Source organism: Asaia sp. A2 (assembly GCF_057319415.1).
The window spans coordinates 109,994-129,710 of sequence record NZ_JBXWTO010000002.1; the positions used below are offsets into that span (position 1 = coordinate 109,994).

The following is a 19,717-nucleotide window of genomic DNA, read 5'->3' on the forward strand; positions in this document are numbered from 1 at the left end:
GCGTTTCAGGGGGTTGGGCGCTGATGCCTTCGCCCCATGACATAAGTGGCGCTTATTGCTCTGTCGTCCCCCAGCATGGAAAGCGCAAAAAGCAGATCTGACACCGTTTCGGCACGTTTCGCACGTTGCGCCATTAGGGGCGTCGCATAAGGGTCCATCACGCAAAGATCAGCCTCGAGCCCGGGCTCCACCTGGCCAATCTGATGCTGTAGCCCCAGCGCCTGCGCTGCCCCGACGGTTGCCAGCCAGTAGGCCTGCACCGGATGCAGACTCGTTCCATGTGACTGTGCAGCGCAATAGGCGTCGTTCATCACACGCAGCATTGAGAGGCTGTTTCCGCCGCCGATATCGGTGCCCAACCCGACATGTACGCGCCGATCAGGTCGCAAGGCGTCGAAAAGCCGAAAAGCGCCGCTACCCAGAAAAGCATTCGATGTCGGGCAGTGGGCAAGCGTGCAGCCCGCATGGGCGCAGCGCGTCAGATCCGCCTCTGTGACATGGACAGCATGGCCGAAAATGCTGCGTGGCCGCACAAGACCCGCCTGATCATAAACATCGAGATAACCGGCGCGATGAGGGAAGAGCGATTTTACCCATGCCTCCTCGCGCAGGTTTTCCAGCAGATGCGTCTGCATGAACAGGTCAGGTACCGTATCCAGCAGCGTGCCGGCCAGTTCCAGCTGGGCTTCTGTGCTGGTCGGGGCAAAGCGCGGTGTGACGGCATAGAGCTGACGGCCCTGGCCGTGCCATCTGTCGATCAGACGCCGGGAATCGTCGTAACCGCTTTGCGCAGTATCACGCAGGTAATCCGGCGCATGACGATCCATGAGAACCTTGCCCGCTATCATGCGGGTGTTGCGCCTCGATGATTCCCTGAAAAATGCCTCGACCGATTCAGGATGGACCGTGCAATAAACGGCTGCGGTGGTTGTCCCCTGATCCAGCATGTCGTCAAGAAAGGCAGAAGCAATGCGCTGGGCGTAGGCCAGTTCGGCAAAGCGACGCTCTTCAGGGAAAACATAGCGTTCGAGCCAGGTGAGCAGCTGCTCACCGTAGGAAGCAATGACTCCGTATTGCGGATAATGCACATGGGTATCGATAAAGCCCGGTCCGATCAGCTTGTCGCGATGATCAACAAGTGAGACGTCACAGCCGAGTTGCGGACCGAGTTGCGCGTAGGATCCCACGGCACTGATATGGCCCTTTTCGATAATAACGAGACCATCCGTATCGTGCCGCAGTGCTTCCTCAGGAGGCATATCAAACGGGTTGCCGACAAAACGCAGAACAGTGCCACGCAGGGCGACGCGCTGTGGGACAGGGCAGGAGCCCGAGGTATTGATCGTTACGATGTCTGAATTCCCGAAATCTGACGGCACGGGGGTCATTTGACCTCTGCAAGAAGTTCCCGGCTGGTGAAGGCCTGTGTCTCATCCAGAAAAGCCGCGTTGGCCACAAGTTCATCGCGTATCACGATCAGATAGGAAATGCCCCGGATAAGTTCGAGGCGTGTCACCTGGTCTTTCTCGGTCTGGTCTAGTGCACGCAGGCGTCGCACCGCAGCGGCCGCCACCCGGGCCGGACGATCATGGCGATCGCGAGTATATTCCATCCGGTCCAGCAACAGTTCGATAGGGCGTCTTGCGGTCACCGGAAGGTGCTCCCGGTCGAGCAATGTGCGCAGCCGGATGGCATTCAGACCAACTGTCATGACGGCCAGTGTGCCCTGCAGGTAACTCTCGACGATGGGGAGCGGGGAGGGGCCAGCATGGCGGATCAGGCGTGCAAAACGATCGATATTACGTCCGATCCACTGCCGGGTCTCCGGCGCCTTGTCGAGGTGACATAGCGAGCGCAGTTCTCCCAGCATCTGCCGTCGCAGGCGCAGGCGCTCAGCCTGGGGGCTGAACGGCAGGAACGTATGAAATACCAGCACGGCCGCGCAGGCTGCCATGACGGTACCCATTGCGCCGTTATAAAAGGCGATCTCATCGAGTCGGTGATGGTTCTGCACATTGACCATGCTCGGCATGAGCAGGCCATATGCCGCAGCGGCGCCAGCAGTGGCCGCGTTGGCACGGGCCAGGCCGCCGATGAACATCGCGGGTCCGAAGGCCATGATGAACATCTCGTAGGTGTCAAATTTCGGCACGAAGACGAACGTCAGAATGCCACCGGCAATCACAGACCAGATGGTACCCTTGAGAAAGGCGGTTGTTCCCAGAACAGGGTTTTCCTGCGTGGCAAACAGACCACAGATGAGCGAGGTCATCGAAATGAAACCGGTCCCGTTCGGCCATGCAGTGACTTCCCAGACCAGCGCTGTGAAGAGAATTGCTGCCATGACACGGAGCCCGTTGTTGATGGCATTGCGCGGGTCACGATGTGTTTGCAGCCTGAAGTGGAAACGATCACGAGGGATCAGATGCGTGCTCGCATCGTATTCTATGATTGCGATTTCGAGATCGTTGAGAAGTTCTCCGAGGGCGACATGCAGTACGCGCTCATCCACGGGGCCGAGTCCCGAAGCATCCTCATGATCTGCCCTGAGGAATGGCGCAGCATGAACGCGACATGACTCAATCAGGAGGTGAAGGTCAGCGAGAATGCTCTGAACAGGCTCCGCATTGCGTAGCCGTTCTTCCAGCCCGCGCAAGAAAACCTGGGCATCATGAGAGGTCTCGCGAAAACTGCCGTGGCTATGGGAAAGGGCGGCCAGTCGCGCAGCCATCCCAAAACCTCGTGAAAGGAGGATAGACACAGCAGCAAGCGCTGCACGAGCGTGATCGCCCTCATGTCCATGAGGCCCCATTTCGATTTCGGCAAATTCAATTTCACTGTTTAGGCGCAATATGGTTGCGAAAAGCTCGCGTGCCTTGCGCTGGGTCGTCGCTGCGTCCGACAGGATATCGGCGATTGAAAGCGAAACGAGTGAAAGGGCTGTCTGCAGTTTTGTCCGGACAGCCTGTCGCGCCTGACGTTCCTGACTGGTGGCGAAAACAAGGCCCATCCCGGCCTCGCAGACCACACCGAGTGCAATATAGGTGGATCGTGACACCGCGATCATGAAGACGTTTTCGGGATCGTAGACGGCGCCCATGGCAATAATTGCGCAGGTGTAGCCCGACAGCACCAGGGCGTAGGCACGGAAATTACTGACAAATGTCGCAAGTCCGGCGCAGAGGCCCATCCAGAGCGCCAGAGTGAGGAAGAAAAGCAAAGGCTGTTGCGGGAATACGGTGAAGAGCCCAATCGCTGCAACAGCCCCGATAACCGTTCCGACGATACGCCAGCGCGCCTTGGAGAGACTCTCACCGCGTGTTCCCTGCGCTACTGCCCAGACAGTCATGGTGGCCCAAATAGGGCTATCAAGTTCCATCCACATGGCAATGCCGAGTGCCAGCAGGGCGGCGATCGTATTGCGCAGCGCGAATTCGAGTGATTGGGCAGAGGGCGCAAAAAGCCACCCCCAGCGACCCCGCCCAAACGCGTCCTGGAAAGTGGGCACGATTCTCCCGGCCAAGGAGAAGCTTCTGCCAAAGCGAACGCCCGAGGAGCGAAGAAGGGAGAAAAGAGGCAAGGAATAAGACCGCGTTCTGAACGACTGGAGCCGGCGTGAAAAGAGGGTGCCCGGATAAGCGTTCGACTATGATGGCAGGGCACCCAGAGGAAGAAAAGCACACGTGGCCCGGAGCAGCCTTAAGAATAAGTAATGCGTAACAGTTGCCAAATTACTGCCTATTCAACGAAACAGGCAGCCTTTCAGAGGGGGTGCTCCGTGAGAGCGCAAGCAGGGGAAGCCTTAAACTTGCCAAATGGTTAACGATCGTTATTCCACAACAGGCGATCTTGTGCACCCATAGAGCACTCCAGCAAGCGCGTGACGGTGTGAGGCAGTTATTGGCGGATGAAGTACGGTATTACCTATCACTGCCGAGTATGATCGGAGTTCTGTGAGTAACGGAATGTAAATACAGAAAGCCGACTGTGCACCCGTCGCGTCACAGTGGCGTTATCGCTGATCGCCGCAACCGGGGTTCGCATGACCTATGAACAAAACGCCTGCCTTGGACATAGGCCTTGCATGATCTGCGGGCTATTCTGGGTACTGGGGAGTGGTCATCGGCGGCAAATGTACAGCAAGAAAAATCGTTAATTATACAATAATTGCTTGAGTTCGCAGAGATGGAATTTGAGGCATATTTATTTTCGGAGAGATCTCCCTGAATTATCAAAAGGTTTACAAATTTATAGTATATGAGTTTCACGAATATTTATGGTAAACGAAAGGGTGCTCGCAGAAAAAGGCGTCGAATAAGTTTTTCTTCTTGCTGCGTGAGGGGGAAAACTATCTGATCAAGCCAGTTTTAACGAAATTCGGTCAAAAGTATAAAAAAGAAAAGATAGATCGTTAAACCTATTTACCTCAAAAAATCGATGCTATAAAAGAACCTGTTAAAGCAGTTAAACTTCAACAAAGAGAAAATAAATGTCAGAGTCAGAAACCAACGTCGCCTTGCTTGAGTTGACGGCCCAGATCGTCTCCTCTCACGTTGCCAACAATTCGATCGCTGGCGATGACCTGCCAGGTATGATCAAGCAAGTATACAATGCACTCCAGGGTGCTGGTCAGGCCGACCCGGAGCCTGAACGTCCCCAGCCTGCTGTGCCGATCAAGCGCTCTGTTTTCCCTGATTACATCGTCTGCCTTGAAGACGGTAAGAAGCTCAAGATGCTGAAGCGTCACCTTCAGAGTGCTTACGGCATGACGCCGGAGCAGTATCGCGAGCGTTGGGGGCTGCCGAGCGATTACCCGCTGGTTGCACCGAATTACGCTGAGCGCCGCTCGCATCTCGCCCGTGAAATCGGTCTTGGCCGCAAGATCAATGCCGGTGCTGATGCAGCTTCGCGCGCGCCTGTTGAGGAAGGGAGCGAAGGTGAAGAGCGCACAGTCCGTCGCGGTCGTGCAAAAAAGGCCTGATACAGTAATTTATCCTGTAGACGTGCTGCAAAAGGCAACCCATCCTGCGATGGGTTGCCTTTTTTATTTGCCTGATGGGAAACAATGCCGATGACAGAGCTCAATCCCCCGGATGTCGGTATGGCCCTTCTACACCAGCGTCGTCGTCTGTTGCTTTGGCGAGGCATTGCGGTCGCTGCGCTGATCGCGATCGTCATGATCATGTTGATTCCTGGCAGGTACCGCACGCCGACGGATGCCATCGGCCGGCTGGAAATCAATGGGGTCATTGGCAATAATATGCGCCCGGTCGTGGAGGCTTTGCAAAAGGCCGAGCGTGACCCGCACATCAAGGCATTGCTGTTGGTGATTGACAGCCCCGGAGGGGGTGTGACCGGAGGGGAGGCGCTGCATGATGCTGTAGCCCGATTTGCCAGCCACAAGCCGGTGGCTGTTTCCATGCAGGGGGTTGCGGCCTCAGCCGGCTACATGATTGCTGTGCCGGCGCAGCGCCTTTTTGCATACCCTTCCTCCATTACGGGGTCGATCGGGGTTATCATGATCCGTCCCGATGCCTCGGTTCTCCTTGATCATATCGGTATCACAGCTGATACGATTACTTCAGGCCCGATGAAGGATCAGTCCCAGCCTTTCACGGCACTCAAGCCGGAGGGTCGGCAAATGTTACAGGGCATCGTGGATGACTTGTTCGACCAGTTTGTCTCGATGGTGGCGAAGGGGCGTCATCGCCCGATCGAGGAGATACGCCAGCTGGCTGATGGCCGCCCTTATACGGGACGCCAGGCTGTAGCGCTTCATCTCATCGACCAGATCGGGGATGAGGATCAGGCAGCAGCGTGGCTTCATGGGCAGATCAGAAACGGCAAGGACCTGCCTGTCAGAAAACTATCTGCTGATAAACCGGCCCGTAACGCCGTCGAGCGCCTTTTCCATCGCTACGCCGGCTCATTTCCGGGTTTGCCCGATGCAATACAGCGCGCGGTTGATTATCAGAGTCTTGACGGTGCGGTCTCGATTTTGCCACGGTGATCTTCCGAGTGATGACGGGCGGATCGAAAGGTTCGCCCCCTGTTTCCGAGAGCTTGCATAGCTACTGATGACGAAATCCGAACTCATTGCCGAACTCTCTGCGGCGCATCCCCATCTTGGCGCACGTCATATCGAGATGATCGTGCATACCATTCTTTCGGAAATCTCTGGCGCGTTGGCGCGCGGCGACAGGGTCGAGATTCGCGGTTTTGGCGCTTTCGTGGTCAAGAAGCGTGATGCCCGGCAAGGCCGTAATCCGCGGACTGGCTCTGCGGTCTCGGTGGAAGAAAAAACCATTCCTTTCTTCAAGGCAGGCAAGGAATTGCGCGAGCGCGTCAATACCCATGCAGGGAAGCGCGGCTGACTGGTATCAGTACTGTGTCCCTCGTGGGGCATCTTGGGAGGATTTGTTGGCGCTCCGCTTCGGGACGGATATGCCTTGATCTGACGATGTGCGCGCGTTTTTGTCTTGAGAACAGCACGCCCATATCAGCCCTTCGCCGTCAGTGTCGTCCGGCCTGAATTTCACTCAGAAGAAAATCACGAAGCACTGTGATGCGTTTCGACATCTTGAGTTCTTCCGGGTAGACGAAGAACGCCTCGACCGTTGGTATGGGCTCATGCTCCAGAATACGGATGAGTTCAGGGTGGGCCTGCGCCAGATAGGTGGGCACCGACCCGATCCCTGCACCATTGGCAATTGCCGTCGCAATGGCCGGGAAGCTATTGATTTCCAGCTTGTTCCGGACTGAGCCGTGACACTGCCTGCGAACCAGTTCGAGCAGCCAGAATGCATCGGGCAGAGGGGGGGATATGCCGGCGAAGCCGACCAGGTGATGTTGGCCGAGCTCCGCAATGCTATTCGGAACGCCGTACCGATCCAGATAGGCTTGGCTGGAGTAGATGGGCATCGCAAAATTGGCCAGATGGCGCTGAATCAGATCAGCCTGACGCGGCGGATGCATCCGTATGGCAACATCGGCCTCACGCATGCCAAGGTCGAGATCCGTATCTTCCATGATCAGGCTCACCTCGATATCGGGGTGAAGCGCCAGAAAGCGCTGGAGTTTGGGGGCGAGCCAGCCGAGGCCAAATCCTGAGGTCGTGGTAATCTTGAGCTCACCCTTGGCCTTGACCTTGCTCTCACTCAGGTAGGCCTGAGTCAGGGAAAGCTTTGAAAACACTTCCCGAACGGTGTGGTTGAGTGTCTCGCCCTGTTCCGTCAGGATCAGGCCACGTGCATGGCGATGAAAGAGCGGAACATTCAGCGTCTCTTCAAGAGCCGATATCTGGCGTGAGACAGCTGACTGGCTCAGATTGAGTCTGTCGCCGGCATGGGTGAATGAGCCTGCCTCGGCAACCGCATGGAATATGCGTAATTTGTCCCAGTCCATGCGGCTTTCCTAGAGCTCGTCCCCGACCACGTCAGAAAGAGGGCGCAAACGGGTAAGATTTCCGACTGCGTGTCTGATGGTCATCAAATGTTGATTGGTATGACTTGGCAGCATTCTACGGCCCTGCCAAGTCATTTTGTGCAGCAACTCTTACGCAAGAATAACGATCGAAATGTCAGGAAAGTCCAGCCAGAAGATGCTCGGCTTCCAGCGCTGCCATGCATCCGGTACCGGCTGCCGTGATAGCCTGCCTGAATTTCTTGTCCTGTACGTCGCCAGCGGCAAACACGCCTTCGACTGAGGTTTTTGTGCTGCCAGGCACCGTGATGATGTAGCCTTCGGAATCGCACTCCAGCGTTTCGCGGAACGGTTCGGTGTTGGGGCTGTGGCCAATCGCCACGAACACACCATCGACATCAAGCGTCTGTTCCGAGCCATTACGGGTGTTGCGTAGTCGTATGCCACACACTGTCTCGGGCTTGCCGGCACCGAGAATCTCTTCGACCGCATTGTCCCACAGCACAGTGATCTTGGGATTGGCAAAGAGACGATCCTGCAGGATGCGTTCTGCACGCAAGCTGTCGCGTCGATGAACCAGCGTCACATGATCAGCATGGTGCGTGAGATAGAGCGCCTCCTCGACCGCCGTATTGCCGCCGCCGATCACTGCGACTCTCTTTCCACGATAGAAAAAACCATCGCAGGTGGCGCAGGCCGAGACGCCGCCGCTCTGCAGTCTGGCTTCAGAGGGCAGGCCAAGCCATTTTGCCTGGGCTCCTGTCGCGATCACGACAGTACGTGCCAGATAGTCGGCTCCGGAATCTGCCTTCAGGCAAAAATAGCCATCTTCTGTCTTGTCGTTGAACGCGCAGTCCGTGATCAGGTCATAATGTATCTCGGTGCCGACATGCTCTGCCTGGAGGCGCATCTGCTCTACCAGCCAGGGGCCCTGAACCGGTTCCGCAAAGCCGGGATAGTTTTCCACGTCCGTTGTTATGGTCAACTGGCCGCCCGGTTGCAGGCCAGCCACAAGAATCGGCTTGAGATTGGCGCGTGCGGCATAGATGGCAGCGGTATAGCCTGCCGGGCCGGCGCCGATGACAAGCAGGTCGGTCCTGAAACTTTGGCTCACTGGGAATGTCCTCGAACTGGTAGGCGTTAGACTGGATCGGTTGCGATGAAAGCCGGGTATCGACGCCCCGAACCGAAGTGACAACACAAATGCGAAGAGACATGGCTCTCGGGTCAGGATGCAGATATAGGTGATGCTGCGCGCCTGCCAACCGACTAGTTTTGCTCGACCCTCACGGTGACGATGACTGACAACGATCCTGACGACCATTTCTCCCATAAAGCCGCTCATCACGACGCCTCGGCGCGAGGCGAGTCATCGGCGGCCGGTCTCCCTCCGGGATCGTCCAGCACGACGATCGTTGATCTGGATTCGATCGATCGTCAGATCGTCGCCGAATTGCAGCGTGACGGCCGCATGACCAATGTCGAGCTTGCACGCCGCACCGGCATCTCTGCGCCACCCTGTCTGCGTCGGGTCAGGCGGCTTGAGGAGATCGGGGTCATTGAGGGCTACCACGCTGATGTGGATGCTTCACGGCTCGGCTGGTCCCTTACATTCTTTGCTCTGATTGGGCTTGAGAGCCAGAAGGGCAGCGTGCTCGAAGCTTTCGAGCGTGAGGTCGCCAGGTGGGCTGAAGTGCGTGAATGTCACATGATACGTGGCGGAGGCGATTTTCTGGTGCGCCTCGTAGCCCGTGATGCCGCACATCAGAATCACCTGACGAAACGCTTGACCGATCTTGACCATGTCGTGCGTGTGCAGACATTGCAGACCATACGGACCAGTCTGAACAGGGCCGGCGTTCCAGTATGACTTCCCCGCTTCCGGCGGATCTGACCCTCGTCATTCCCTGCTATAACGAAGCCGCGAATGTCGCGCCCCTGATTGAAGGGGTGCGTCGTGCGCTTGAGGGTCTGCGTTGGGAAATTGTCTTTGTTGATGACGATTCGCCCGATGGCACATCAAAAGCAGTCGAAAAAGCTGCCCGATATGATTCGCGTGTTCGCCTGATACGCCGTGTGGGGCGACGTGGGCTCTCTTCCGCCGTGATTGAAGGCGCCTTGTCCTCAACATCTCCCGTCATTGCCGTGATGGATGGTGATTTGCAGCATGATGAGGCGATCCTGCGCGATCTGGTGGCACCCCTGCTGGAGAACCGTGCGGATATCGCTGTCGCCAGTCGTCATGTGGAAGGCGGAGACAGCAGCGGTCTGGCGAATCGGTGGCGACATATGTTGTCCCAGGCCGGAATTAGGCTGTCGCAATCGCTCCTGCCTATGGCGCTCTCCGATCCGATGAGCGGTTTTTTCGCGGTCAGGCGGGCGGTGTTCGAGCAGGTCGTCCCGCGGCTTACCGGGACGGGCTTCAAAATTCTGCTCGAGATCGTGCTTTCTGTTCCGCGCAGGACCCGTCTGGTCGAGGTGCCATTTGTCTTTCGCCCGCGTGTGTCGGGTGAGAGCAAGCTCAGCCCGCTGGTAATGGTGCAGTTTCTGGGCATGCTGATCGAGCGTGCCTGCGGCGGTTGGCTGCCAACACGCTTCATCATTTTTGCGGCTGTGGGGCTGATCGGAATTGCGGTCAATCTGATTGTTTCGGAACTGGCGCGATTCTCGGGAGCTGATTTTCAGGTGAGTCAGGTGCTCGGGACGGCCTGCGCGATTCTTGTCAACTTTCAGCTCAATAATCGCATTACCTATCTCGACCGCCCTTTGCGCGGACGACGATGGCTGCCGGGTCTGTGTATCTTCGTCATTGGTGCCACGATCGGGGCGTTCGGCAATATCGGCGTTGCCCAGTTGATTTATGACACGCATGGGCATTGGAGTCGCGCCAGTGCGGCCGGTGCGGTGATTGGTGTGGTCTGGAATTATGCGATTGCCTCTACCCTCGTCTGGCGCTGAGCCGGTATCGCCCGCCAATGGGGAAACAAGGCAGCTTGTCGCCCTGTTCTGGAGTGTCCTGCTTGTCCTGACCCTCCTGCGCGTGGGGCTCGCTGCCACATTGGGAGTCTCACCGGACGAAGCCTATTACTGGACATGGTCGCGCCATCTGCAGGCGGGTTATCTCGATCATCCCCCCATGATTGCTCTATGGATCCGTCTTGGTACGGCCCTGTTCGGCGATGATGCTTTCGGGATCAGGGTACTTGGGCCAGTCTCGGCACTCATAGGTTCGATGGTTCTGGTCCGTGCCGGGCGCGATCTTCTGGGGAGTGCTCAGGCGGGGTATCGGGCGTCCATGCTGCTCAACGCCACGCTCATGCTCGGCCTTGGGGCTGCTACAGCCACGCCGGATACGCCGCTGGTTTTTTTCCTGACGCTCACCTTATGGGCTCTGGGGCGTCTGATTGTCACGGGGCAGCCTTGCTGGTGGCTGGCGACAGGATTGTTTTTCGGCCTTGCCTTTGACAGCAAATACACGGCGGTGCTGCCAGCCTTTGCCTGTGGACTCTGGGTATTGGCGACCCCCACGCAACGCCGTCATTGGCCGTGGCTTGCTGGCGGGGCGGTTGTCGGGCTGGCCGTGATTTCTCCTGTCCTGAGCTGGAATGCTACCCATCATTGGGCCAGCTTCCTCAAGCAGGGGGGGCGGGCAGGAGACTGGCACCCGCTCAAGGCACTCAGTTTTCTCGCGGAGCTGGCCGGTGGTCAGATCGGTCTGGCTACGCCATTGGTTTTCCTGCTGTTCTGTATGGGCATTGTCTGGTGTCTCAAACGCGCACGACGCGAACCAGTGGCGCGTCTTCTGGCCTGTCTGTGCATCGTACCAATTGCCGTTTTCGTGCAGCACGCTTTCGGGGGGCGGGTGCAGGCCAACTGGCCGGTGGTGATCTATCCTGCGGCTGCTCTTGCAGCTGCGGCAACGTATCGGCGCATTGGTTATGCCTGCGCCCTCGGTCTTGCGATCACCGCGCTTATCAGCCTTCAGGGTATGGTCGCACCGCTCCATCTCTCGGCCCATCATGATGTCATCGCCCGCCAGACAGCAGACTGGTCCGGACTGGCACGCAGGGTGCAGGAAGAAGTCTCACCCGGGCATAGTCTTGTTGCGGGCGATTATGCTTTGGCGTCCATCATGCGCTACGAGACGCCTGATCGGCCAATATACAGCTATGATACCCGCTGGGGTTTTCTTGGCGGTCATGATGCGCGCGAACGCGCCTATCCGGGGGCGAGGGCGCAATTGCTGCTACGCGAGAGCGAAAAGCCGGACCTACCCGCAGCGTGGCTCGGCGCGCCTGAAGCGAAGCGTTTCTGCCGCCTGCTGCGTGATCAGCCGATCATCTGTTACCGTCTGATTAATCTGAACCTGCCCGTTGGGACAAAGATGTACAAACTCCCTTGAGATGTCACTGGCCAAGTGATTATCCTCCGGATCAATGCTGCCAAGCGGCATTGCCGGTGCTCCCTTCCTGCACCACACCCCCTCGTTCGGCCGTTCAACAGGGCTGAGGCGCTTCGGCAGAGTGATTGAGAGAAGCAGCTGAAAAAGGCGAGAATGGATAACCATAAACTCGCGCGTTCCAAGCGCCGGCAGGTCCTTTCCATCATGTAACGGTATGCTCTAGGCTGTCCGTAATTTGCATGAAGGAAATGGCTCATGAAGCGCATCTTGATGGCGATGACCTCGCTCGTCTGCACGACCCTCCTGCCTCCCTCGGTCAGTCAGGCCCTCGCCCAGACGGGGACAACGGCCGAGCCCTCAGGCAAGGATGTGCCAACCCGCGCCGTGCTGGAGCAGGTTCAGGGGCAGCAGGCGCTCAGTTGGGTCAAGGCCCAGAACAGCCGTAGCGCAGGGCTCCTGCAGTCTGATAAGCGTTATCAGAAATTCTATGATGATGTGCTTGGGGTCGAGCAGGCGCCTGGGCGCCTGACTCTGCCGGACCAATCAGGAGGCAAGCTCTGGAATTACTGGCAGGATGCCAGCCACCCCAAGGGAATTTGGCGGGTGACCTCGCCAGCCTCTTTCGCCAAGGCGGAGCCTGATTGGACGACAATGCTCGATATTGATGCCCTCTCGCGTGAAGAAAAGCACGACTGGGTATTCCAGGGAGCGGATTGTCTCGAGCCCGATGCAACGCGCTGCCTCGTCATGCTGTCGCTCTCGGGTGAGGATGCTGCCTCTTACCGCGAGTTCGACACGCAGACGCGTCGTTTCGTACCCGACGGCTTCGATCTTCCCCACTCCAAACAGCGCGTGGCGTGGCTCGACCGCGACACGCTTCTGGTATCGCGTGACTGGGGGGCGGGCTCCATGACGCACTCAGGCTATCCGTTTAGCGTGCGTCTCGTGAAAAGGGGTGAGCCTCTCTCGGCAGCAAGGGAGATCTATCGGGGACAGGAAGGCGACATGATTGTCGAGCCCGAGGTGCTACGTGACGAGAACGGTAAGCGTATCGTCATCATTCAGCGTAATCTCGACTTCTTCCGTAGCGAATATCGTGTTTATGACCCTGTCACCCGGACGCTGCGACAGATCGCCCTGCCTGAGAAGATCGCTTATCTCGGCTTCTATGCCGGCAAGCTGATCATACGCCTCGATCAGGACTGGAATGTTGGTCGGCACTTCTCTCGTGGCAGTATTGTTGCTGTCGACCCTGCGGCATCCGGTGCAGCGCCAGTCCTGGTTTTCAAACCCGATGCCAACGAAACGACAACCGATATCGGCGTCACGTCCAAAGGGATCATCGCGGTGGTTTATCGCGATGTGCATCCTTCCGTGCGGCTTTACACGCCCTCTGCAAAAGAGAGCGGCTGGCAGGAGAAGTACTACGTCCTGCCACGCATGAGTTCAGCGACCCTGCAATCGTCGTCAGCCTCTGTCAGCTACGCGTATCTCAAGGTTGAGGGCTATATCATCCCGCCTGAACTCTGGAGTTTCGATACTGACACGGGCAAGTCCCAGAAGGTCAAGACGACCCCGGCACTGTTCGATGCCAAGGGGCTGAAAACCGAGCAGTTCTGGGCAAAATCGAGTGATGGTGTCGATATCCCCTATTTCGTGACCCACCGCCGGGACTGGAAGCTGGACGGTCATAACCCCGTGCTGTTCACCGCCTATGGTGGTTTCGATCTCTCCTACCTGCCGACCTATTATGCCGATATCGGCAAGACCTGGCTGGAGCGTGGCGGCGTCTATGTGGTCGGCAATATTCGCGGCGGCGGCGAGTTCGGGCCAGCCTGGCACGAGGCGGGGATGAAATCGGGCCGGCAGCATGCCTATGATGATTTTGCGGCAATTGGGCGCGATCTGGCCAAACGCGAGATTGCTGATCGCGAGCACCTCGCCATACGCGGGCGCTCAAATGGTGGCCTGTTGATGGGGGTGGAATTCACCCAGCATCCGGAACTGTGGAAGGCCGTCATCATCGGTGTGCCGCTGCTGGATATGGAGAATTTCGAGACGATGGCGGCTGGCGCGTCCTGGGCGGCAGAGTACGGTCATATGAGTGTGCCGCAGGAACGTAAATTCCTTGAAGGAATATCGCCGTTGCAGCATCTGAAGAAAGACGTGTCCTACCCGGTACCGTTCATCTTCACTTCAACCAAGGATGATCGCGTGGGCCCCGTTCATGCGCGTCTCTTCGCCGCCCGTCTGCAGGAGCTTGGCAAGCCGTTCTTCTATTATGAAGACACGGAAGGCGGTCATGCCGGAACAGTCAACGCCCGTGAAATTGCCCATGAGCGGGCATTGGAAGCTGTCTACCTGTCAAAGAGCCTGATGGACCAGGACCCCGCCTTCAAACACTGAGAGCCTGATGCCTGCCCGGTGCTCGCACGTGCGGCAGGTATTCCCACGGGATGGCAGGCGAGGGGGGGCGCTCTCTCGCCAAAGATCTTTTGCGGCGACGCTGGCCAACGCCTAACCGGACCGGGAAACGGCCTAGAGAAGGACGATGCAGGGCAATCCCTGACTACGGATAACAGGCACAAAAAAACCGCCGTAAAAACGGCGGTTGTTCTGTTTGCCGGTTCGGCAGGCTGATCAGAAGCCTTCACGCTCCAGGCGCTTGCGCTCCATCTTGCGTGCACGACGAACCGCCTCGGCCGCTTCACGAGCGCGACGCTCGGAGGGCTTTTCGAAGTGGCGACGCAGCTTCATCTCGCGGAAAACGCCTTCGCGCTGCATCTTTTTCTTGAGCGCCTTGAGCGCCTGATCAACATTGTTGTCACGAACCAGAACCTGCACGGGTCTGCCATCTCCTGTCCGACCATGAAGATCATGGTCTGTTTGTAAATGCGATGCCAGGAACGCGATACCGATGGCAGAGCGTTCCAGAGAGGCCAGCGCCTTAGCACAGGTTTTGAAGGGGACACAAACGGTTTGAGCAGTATCGCCCGAAAATTATTCATGTCACCATGCGTCAGGATGCGGGAACTATTCCCACGAATAGAAGGCTGTGTGCAGAAATGGCGTTGCTGAAAATTGCGCGTATGGGGCATCCGGTATTGCTCCAGCGAGCGCAACCGGTTGAAGACGTTCATTCTTTATCGGTCAGACAACTGGTTTCAGACATGATCGAAACGATGCTTGATTCGCGTGGCGCCGGGCTTGCTGCGCCGCAGGTTCACAAATCATTGCGTTTGTTCGTTTATCATGTGCCTGAGGGGCGATGCGGCCCCAACGAAGCGCCGATTCCACCGCGCGTGCTGATCAATCCCGAAATCATGCCTCTGGGCGACGAGATGATGCAGTGTGCGGAAGGGTGTCTTTCGCTCCCCCTGTTGCGGGGTGTCGTGCTGCGCCACGCTGCTGTCGCCTATCGCGGGCTCGATCTCGATGGCTCGGTCATTCAGGGTGAAGCACGCGGGTTCCACGCCAACGTCTTGCAGCACGAATATGATCATCTTGATGGTATTCTCTACACCATGCGCATGACTGATTTCGCGAGCTTCGGTTATGCTGAGGAATTTGCCATTCCGCGAGACAGCGAGGGCTGAGCAATGTCAGGCCTGCGTATTCAGCGAGATGCCCCCGGTCAGGCACATCTCTATCTTCGTGAAGAACAGATCCGGCTGACCTACGAGGCCATGCTTCTGGCCTGGCGCGAGCTGGGAGCCATCTGTGAGCCGATCCAGCGCGAAAACCAGCTTGGGTCGGCACATCATCGGGTCATGTTCCTGATATCTACCCATCAGGGATTGACCATGAGCGCGCTGCTGAGATCCCTCAACATCACCAAGCAGAGCCTCAATCGCGTGCTGCAGGAACTCATTGCCCGCGGTCTGATCGAGCAACGTGCAGATGATCGCGACAAACGGTTGAAGCACTTGTATCTCACGCCGCAGGGGGCGGTCATAGAGGAAGAGATTTTCATTGCTCTGCGTGATCGTATGACACTGGCCTATCGTGCCGCCGGAGGGCAGGCTGTCGAGGGATTCAGGCGTGTGCTGTCGACCCTGCAGGGCGAAGGCGCTGCGCCATGATTCAAATGCCGGATATGAGGTCAGGAAAGGCTTCAGACGCGATGCCGGGCAAGGCGAGTGACACAACGATATCCGGGGGTGGTATGGGCGAAACCAGATCAGCGGAGGGTAAATCGCAGGGGAGTGTCGGCCACGGTGCCCATGTTCTCGTGGTGGATGATGACGCACGCCTCCTTCGCCTGTTGCAGCGCTTTCTGACCGAGGCCGGGTTTCGTATCACCACGGCGGTTGATGCCGAGGCGGCGCGCAAGATTCTTGCTGTCACCCAGCCTGATGCGATGGTGGCTGATATCAACATGCCCGGCGAGGATGGTTTGAGCCTGACGCGTTGGCTGCGCGAAAATGGTCAGGTCTGGCCCATCATTCTTCTGACTGCCCGTGGTGAGCCTGCGGACCGTATCATTGGGCTTGAGTCCGGCGCGGACGATTATCTGGGCAAGCCCTTCGAGCCCCGTGAATTGCTGCTCAGGCTGCAGGCGCATCTGCGCCGTCATGTTCCGCGCCCCATCGGAACGCCGCGTCTGCTACGGCTTGGACGGCTCGAATTTGATACAGGTCGCGGGCTCCTCACCGGACCGGAAGGTATTGTGCATCTTACGAGCGGCGAGGCGGCCTTGTTGGGTGTGCTGACTCGCGTACCGGGAGAAATCCTGTCGCGCGAGGCCATTGCGGAGGCACTGGGCATGGATGAGATTGGCGAGCGCGCTGTGGATGTGCAGGTTACGCGCCTGCGCCGACGGATCGAACCCGACCAGAAGGAGCCGCGCTTTCTTCAGACAGTCAGAGGCAAAGGCTATGTGCTGAAACCCGGGAGCTGAGGGTGGCATGAAAGCTGCCCGCATGCTTGAGCGCGTTGTTCGCCGACTGTTGCCGCGTTCCTTTCAAGGCCGATCACTCCTGATCGTGCTCATGCCGCTCCTGATTACCCAGATTGTGGCTTTGCAGCTCTTTTACGGTAACTACCTGAACGTCGTGTCGCGCCGTCTGGCCGACAGCGTCGTGTCGGACCTCGCTTATATAAGGGACTCGGTCGAGCATATGCCGGGGCAGCAGGACTGGATCCTGAATCAGGCCCGTTGGCGCACGCAGCTTGTTATCACCTTCCATCCCGGTGCACGGCTGACCGATGCACCTGCGCCTTTCGTGCTGGGCCCGATGGATGAGGACCTGACGAATGCCGTGCGCCGGGTGTTCGATGCCCCGTGCTATATCGACTGGAACGCCACGAGACAGAGTGTCCGGCTCGATATTCCTCTGCATGATGGCGTGCTTGAGGTGATCGTTCCGCGCAAGCGGCTGGATGTTGGGCCCATATGGCTGTTTGTGGCGTGGGAGGTTGGAAGCGCCATCCTCCTCTTCATGGTAGCCGGTCTTTTCATTGGTCGGCAGGTTCGCGCTGTCAGGCGGCTGGCAAGGGCGGCAGAGAATTTCGGTCTGGGGCGCGATGACGGACCGATTCACCCGCAGGGCGCGCTGGAGATACGCAAGGCCGCGCTTGCCTTCAATCGCATGCAGGCGCGGGTCAACCGTTTTGTAACGCATCGTACGGCGGTTCTCGCTGGCGTTTCGCATGACCTGCGCACGCCTCTGACGCGGCTGCGCCTGACACTGGCCATGATGCCCGTCGAGGGCTCGGTCGAGGCACAGGAGCTGCGTCCTGATATAGAGGATATGGTTGCCGACATTGCAGAGATGGAACGTCTGATTGGCAGTTACCTCTCCTTTGCGCGCGGCGAGGGAGAAGAGGATCCCGTTCCGACCGATCTGCTTGCCCTGCTGCGCGATGTCGCGGCTGCAACGATACGGGCTGGAGGCGATGTGCTTGCCATTCATGCCGAACAGAGCCTGACGGTGCCGGTGCGCCCGGATGCGATGCGACGTGTATTGATCAACCTGGCGGAGAACGCGCGTCGTCATGGCGGGCGTATGATGTTCGCGCTGCGCCAGACCGGGCGCATGGTGGAAATTACTATTGATGATGACGGGCCGGGAATCGCCCAGTCGCGTCGCAAGGATGTATTTCGGGCGTTCAGCAGTACGGCGGGCCCGGAGGGCGGAAGCGGGCTTGGTCTGACGATCGCGCGTGACATCATGGCGGCGCATGGGGGGAGTGTGGTGCTGCGGAACAGCCCACTCGGTGGCCTGCGGGTCATGCTCAAACTGCCGCAGTAGCTCCCTGCCGATAGGGTGCTGTGCTGACGGGCAAGAGGCCAGCTCTGGGGGGAATGCGCATTGTTTCTGGATGTGGTTTGCGCAGTTCAGGTAAGCCGGCATAGTCGCCAGAAGAGATCTGTTCTGACAGGTTACAGTTCCTCATGAAAAAACCGGCGTCGCGTAGGCGCGACGCCGGTTTGTCAAAGAGGGGACGTGATCTCGTCAGCCCTGCAGGGTCGATCAGGCGGTTGTCAGACGATCAGGGGAGGGAGTTGCCTGTACCACCGTGCCCAGTGCCGACACCTGCGCCGAGGGGGCCCTGTGTGCCGCCAAATGTGCTGCCCATGTTGCTCATCGGATTGTAGCGGCCCACGTTACCCAACAGCTGCTGCAGTACGTTGACCTTGGTGCCTGGTGTCGGAGTGGTTTCACCCACCATGCCGACATTATAGCCGTTCTTGCGATGCAACGTGTCCATGCGACGCAGGACGCCGGTGGTGTCGAACGCCAGAACCAGAACATTTTGCTTGGTCACGCGGGGAAAACCCAGCGGCTGGGGCACGGTCACCATCGAAATATAGACCCAGGTGTTGTCGTCAAAGGTCGCATGCGCTGTAGGAGAGCCAAGAATGTCGGTCACATCATTGCGCGTGCTGGTGCCCGGTACGAGCTGGGCATAATCGTCCTTCTCGATCAGCGAGCCGCGGCTCTGCGGAATCGGGCTGAAAACCGAGCAGCCCGCCAGGGCGAGGGGCGCGATGCAGAGCAGGGCGCGCGCGAGGCCCGCATGCGATTTCTGCCGCTGGGAGGTCTTCTGGGAGGCGCTCTTCATGGCGGGTTATGTCGTCCTGCAGTGATCGTGAAATAATCCGGGCGATCTTTTCGGATTGGTGGGAACATCGTTTCACCAACGTCGATAGGACCATTAGGCTCTTCTATATTGCGGAGAGCGACGTTAAGGCAATTCGGAAAAGGAAGCCCGCTCCCGGGTTTTTGCCAGTAGCATGTCAGGAAGGCAGCATGACAGACAGCAACGACCCGAAATTCTTTCGTGCTGAATCCGAGGCTGCGGTTGGGGCGCCTCCGGAGTTTTCCCGCCGCCTGGTGATCAACCGCATCGGTCATGACGGCATGGCAGAGACGATCAAGGCCAATGAGTCCGAGTGCCGCAAACTGGCCAGAAGGCTCGATATTCCTGCAATCCACGCCTTGAACTGCCGGTTTCGCATTATTCCGGAACCGTGCGATCATTTCGTGCTTGAGGGCGTTCTGACGGCGCATGTGTTACTAGAATGCGTCATCACGGGCGAGACTTTCGAGGATGCGCTGAACGAATCCTTTGCTGTGCGCCTCGTTCCCGCTCGTCGTTTTTCGGAAGAAACAGCTTCTGATCTCGAAGCCATCGACGAGATTCCGTATGAGGGCAACGTTCTTGATCTCGGTGAGGTGGCTTCGGAGCAACTGGCGCTTATGCTGCCTGCCTATCCGCGCAAGCCAGGTGCTGCACTCGAAAATGCGGTTGACGAAGCCCCACGGGAGACGGCAGAGGAGGCGGCTGAAGAGGAAGGCGGCCGACCCAGCCCGTTCGGTGCCCTTGCCGGGCTGTCTTTGAGCAAAAAGAAGACAGATCTGAGCTAGAATTGAACAGGATGCTTGC

Annotated in this window: 18 protein-coding genes; 12 read left to right on the forward strand and 6 right to left on the reverse strand. The window is 58.1% G+C overall.

All coding sequences use genetic code 11. The annotated features are described in order from the left end of the window. Positions 1-5 precede the first annotated feature (5 nt). Both guaD and ACWNRM_RS02815 read right to left on the reverse strand, forming a co-directional pair. Entirely contained in the window at positions 6-1,388 is a 1,383-nt protein-coding gene (guaD, locus tag ACWNRM_RS02810) for a guanine deaminase (protein ID WP_485172144.1), read from the reverse strand. After that, entirely contained in the window at positions 1,385-3,508 is a 2,124-nt protein-coding gene (locus ACWNRM_RS02815) for an FUSC family protein (RefSeq protein ID WP_485172145.1), read from the reverse strand. Before ACWNRM_RS02815 ends, guaD begins: the two co-directional genes overlap by 4 nt. Positions 3,509-4,489: 981 nt before the next feature. Between ACWNRM_RS02815 and ACWNRM_RS02820 the strand changes: the two genes are divergently transcribed. The 3 genes from ACWNRM_RS02820 (at position 4,490) to ACWNRM_RS02830 (ending at position 6,374) form a co-directional block, all read left to right on the forward strand. Next, on the forward strand, positions 4,490-4,981 hold the full coding sequence (locus tag ACWNRM_RS02820) for a Ros/MucR family transcriptional regulator (RefSeq protein ID WP_485169405.1): 492 nt from the start codon (positions 4,490-4,492) through the stop codon (positions 4,979-4,981). Between the two features lie 90 nt (positions 4,982-5,071). After that, entirely contained in the window at positions 5,072-6,010 is a 939-nt protein-coding gene (gene sppA, locus ACWNRM_RS02825) for a signal peptide peptidase SppA (RefSeq protein WP_485169406.1), read from the forward strand. A gap of 67 nt (positions 6,011-6,077) precedes the next feature. Continuing rightward, positions 6,078-6,374: an integration host factor subunit beta gene (locus tag ACWNRM_RS02830; protein WP_485169407.1), complete on the forward strand. Its 297-nt coding sequence runs from the start codon at positions 6,078-6,080 to the stop codon at positions 6,372-6,374. 139 nt (positions 6,375-6,513) lie between these two features. Here ACWNRM_RS02830 and ACWNRM_RS02835 read toward each other — a convergent pair whose 3' ends face one another. After that, entirely contained in the window at positions 6,514-7,404 is an 891-nt protein-coding gene (locus ACWNRM_RS02835) for a LysR family transcriptional regulator (protein ID WP_485169408.1), read from the reverse strand. Between the two features lie 175 nt (positions 7,405-7,579). Continuing rightward, positions 7,580-8,536 carry a thioredoxin-disulfide reductase gene (gene trxB / locus ACWNRM_RS02840; protein ID WP_485169409.1) on the reverse strand — a complete coding sequence of 319 codons (957 nt, stop codon included), beginning with the start codon at positions 8,534-8,536 and terminating at the stop codon, positions 7,580-7,582. A gap of 183 nt (positions 8,537-8,719) precedes the next feature. On the opposite strand from trxB, the gene ACWNRM_RS02845 reads away from it, so the two are divergent. The 4 genes from ACWNRM_RS02845 to ACWNRM_RS02860 all read left to right on the forward strand — a co-directional run bounded on the left by ACWNRM_RS02845 (position 8,720) and on the right by ACWNRM_RS02860 (position 14,230). Further along, a complete protein-coding gene (locus ACWNRM_RS02845) occupies positions 8,720-9,292 on the forward strand; it encodes an Lrp/AsnC family transcriptional regulator (RefSeq protein ID WP_485169410.1) in 573 nt (190 codons plus the stop codon). Next, positions 9,289-10,380 (forward strand): glycosyltransferase family 2 protein, encoded by a 1,092-nt coding sequence (locus tag ACWNRM_RS02850; RefSeq protein ID WP_485169411.1) that lies wholly within the window; start codon positions 9,289-9,291, stop codon positions 10,378-10,380. The genes ACWNRM_RS02845 and ACWNRM_RS02850 overlap by 4 nt, the downstream gene beginning before the upstream one ends. Then, complete coding sequence (locus ACWNRM_RS02855) at positions 10,349-11,824, forward strand: glycosyltransferase family 39 protein (RefSeq protein WP_485169412.1); 1,476 nt, start codon at positions 10,349-10,351, stop codon at positions 11,822-11,824. The genes ACWNRM_RS02850 and ACWNRM_RS02855 overlap by 32 nt, the downstream gene beginning before the upstream one ends. Positions 11,825-12,079: 255 nt before the next feature. Next, the gene (locus ACWNRM_RS02860) at positions 12,080-14,230 is read left to right on the forward strand and encodes a prolyl oligopeptidase family serine peptidase (RefSeq protein WP_485169413.1); all 2,151 of its coding nucleotides are present in this window, start codon (positions 12,080-12,082) and stop codon (positions 14,228-14,230) included. Positions 14,231-14,464: 234 nt separating this feature from the next. On the opposite strand, the gene rpsU is transcribed toward ACWNRM_RS02860, so the two are convergent. Then, complete coding sequence (gene rpsU / locus ACWNRM_RS02865; protein WP_007283570.1) at positions 14,465-14,668, reverse strand: 30S ribosomal protein S21; 204 nt, start codon at positions 14,666-14,668, stop codon at positions 14,465-14,467. A 221-nt stretch (positions 14,669-14,889) separates the two neighbouring features. On the opposite strand from rpsU, the gene def reads away from it, so the two are divergent. The 4 genes from def to ACWNRM_RS02885 all read left to right on the forward strand — a co-directional run bounded on the left by def (position 14,890) and on the right by ACWNRM_RS02885 (position 18,078). Then, entirely contained in the window at positions 14,890-15,420 is a 531-nt protein-coding gene (gene def / locus ACWNRM_RS02870) for a peptide deformylase (protein WP_485169414.1), read from the forward strand. Positions 15,421-15,423: 3 nt separating this feature from the next. Beyond that, positions 15,424-15,906, forward strand: coding sequence for a MarR family winged helix-turn-helix transcriptional regulator (locus tag ACWNRM_RS02875; protein ID WP_485169415.1), 483 nt, complete (start codon positions 15,424-15,426; stop codon positions 15,904-15,906). Positions 15,907-15,989: 83 nt separating this feature from the next. Continuing rightward, positions 15,990-16,724 carry a response regulator gene (locus ACWNRM_RS02880; protein WP_485169509.1) on the forward strand — a complete coding sequence of 245 codons (735 nt, stop codon included), beginning with the start codon at positions 15,990-15,992 and terminating at the stop codon, positions 16,722-16,724. A gap of 7 nt (positions 16,725-16,731) precedes the next feature. Then, positions 16,732-18,078: an ATP-binding protein gene (locus ACWNRM_RS02885; RefSeq protein ID WP_485169416.1), complete on the forward strand. Its 1,347-nt coding sequence runs from the start codon at positions 16,732-16,734 to the stop codon at positions 18,076-18,078. Positions 18,079-18,319: 241 nt separating this feature from the next. On the opposite strand, the gene ACWNRM_RS02890 is transcribed toward ACWNRM_RS02885, so the two are convergent. Further along, the gene (locus ACWNRM_RS02890; RefSeq protein ID WP_485169417.1) at positions 18,320-18,892 is read right to left on the reverse strand and encodes an outer membrane protein assembly factor BamE; all 573 of its coding nucleotides are present in this window, start codon (positions 18,890-18,892) and stop codon (positions 18,320-18,322) included. Between the two features lie 188 nt (positions 18,893-19,080). On the opposite strand from ACWNRM_RS02890, the gene ACWNRM_RS02895 reads away from it, so the two are divergent. Then, a complete protein-coding gene (locus ACWNRM_RS02895; protein WP_485169418.1) occupies positions 19,081-19,698 on the forward strand; it encodes a DUF177 domain-containing protein in 618 nt (205 codons plus the stop codon). Positions 19,699-19,717 lie beyond the last annotated feature (19 nt).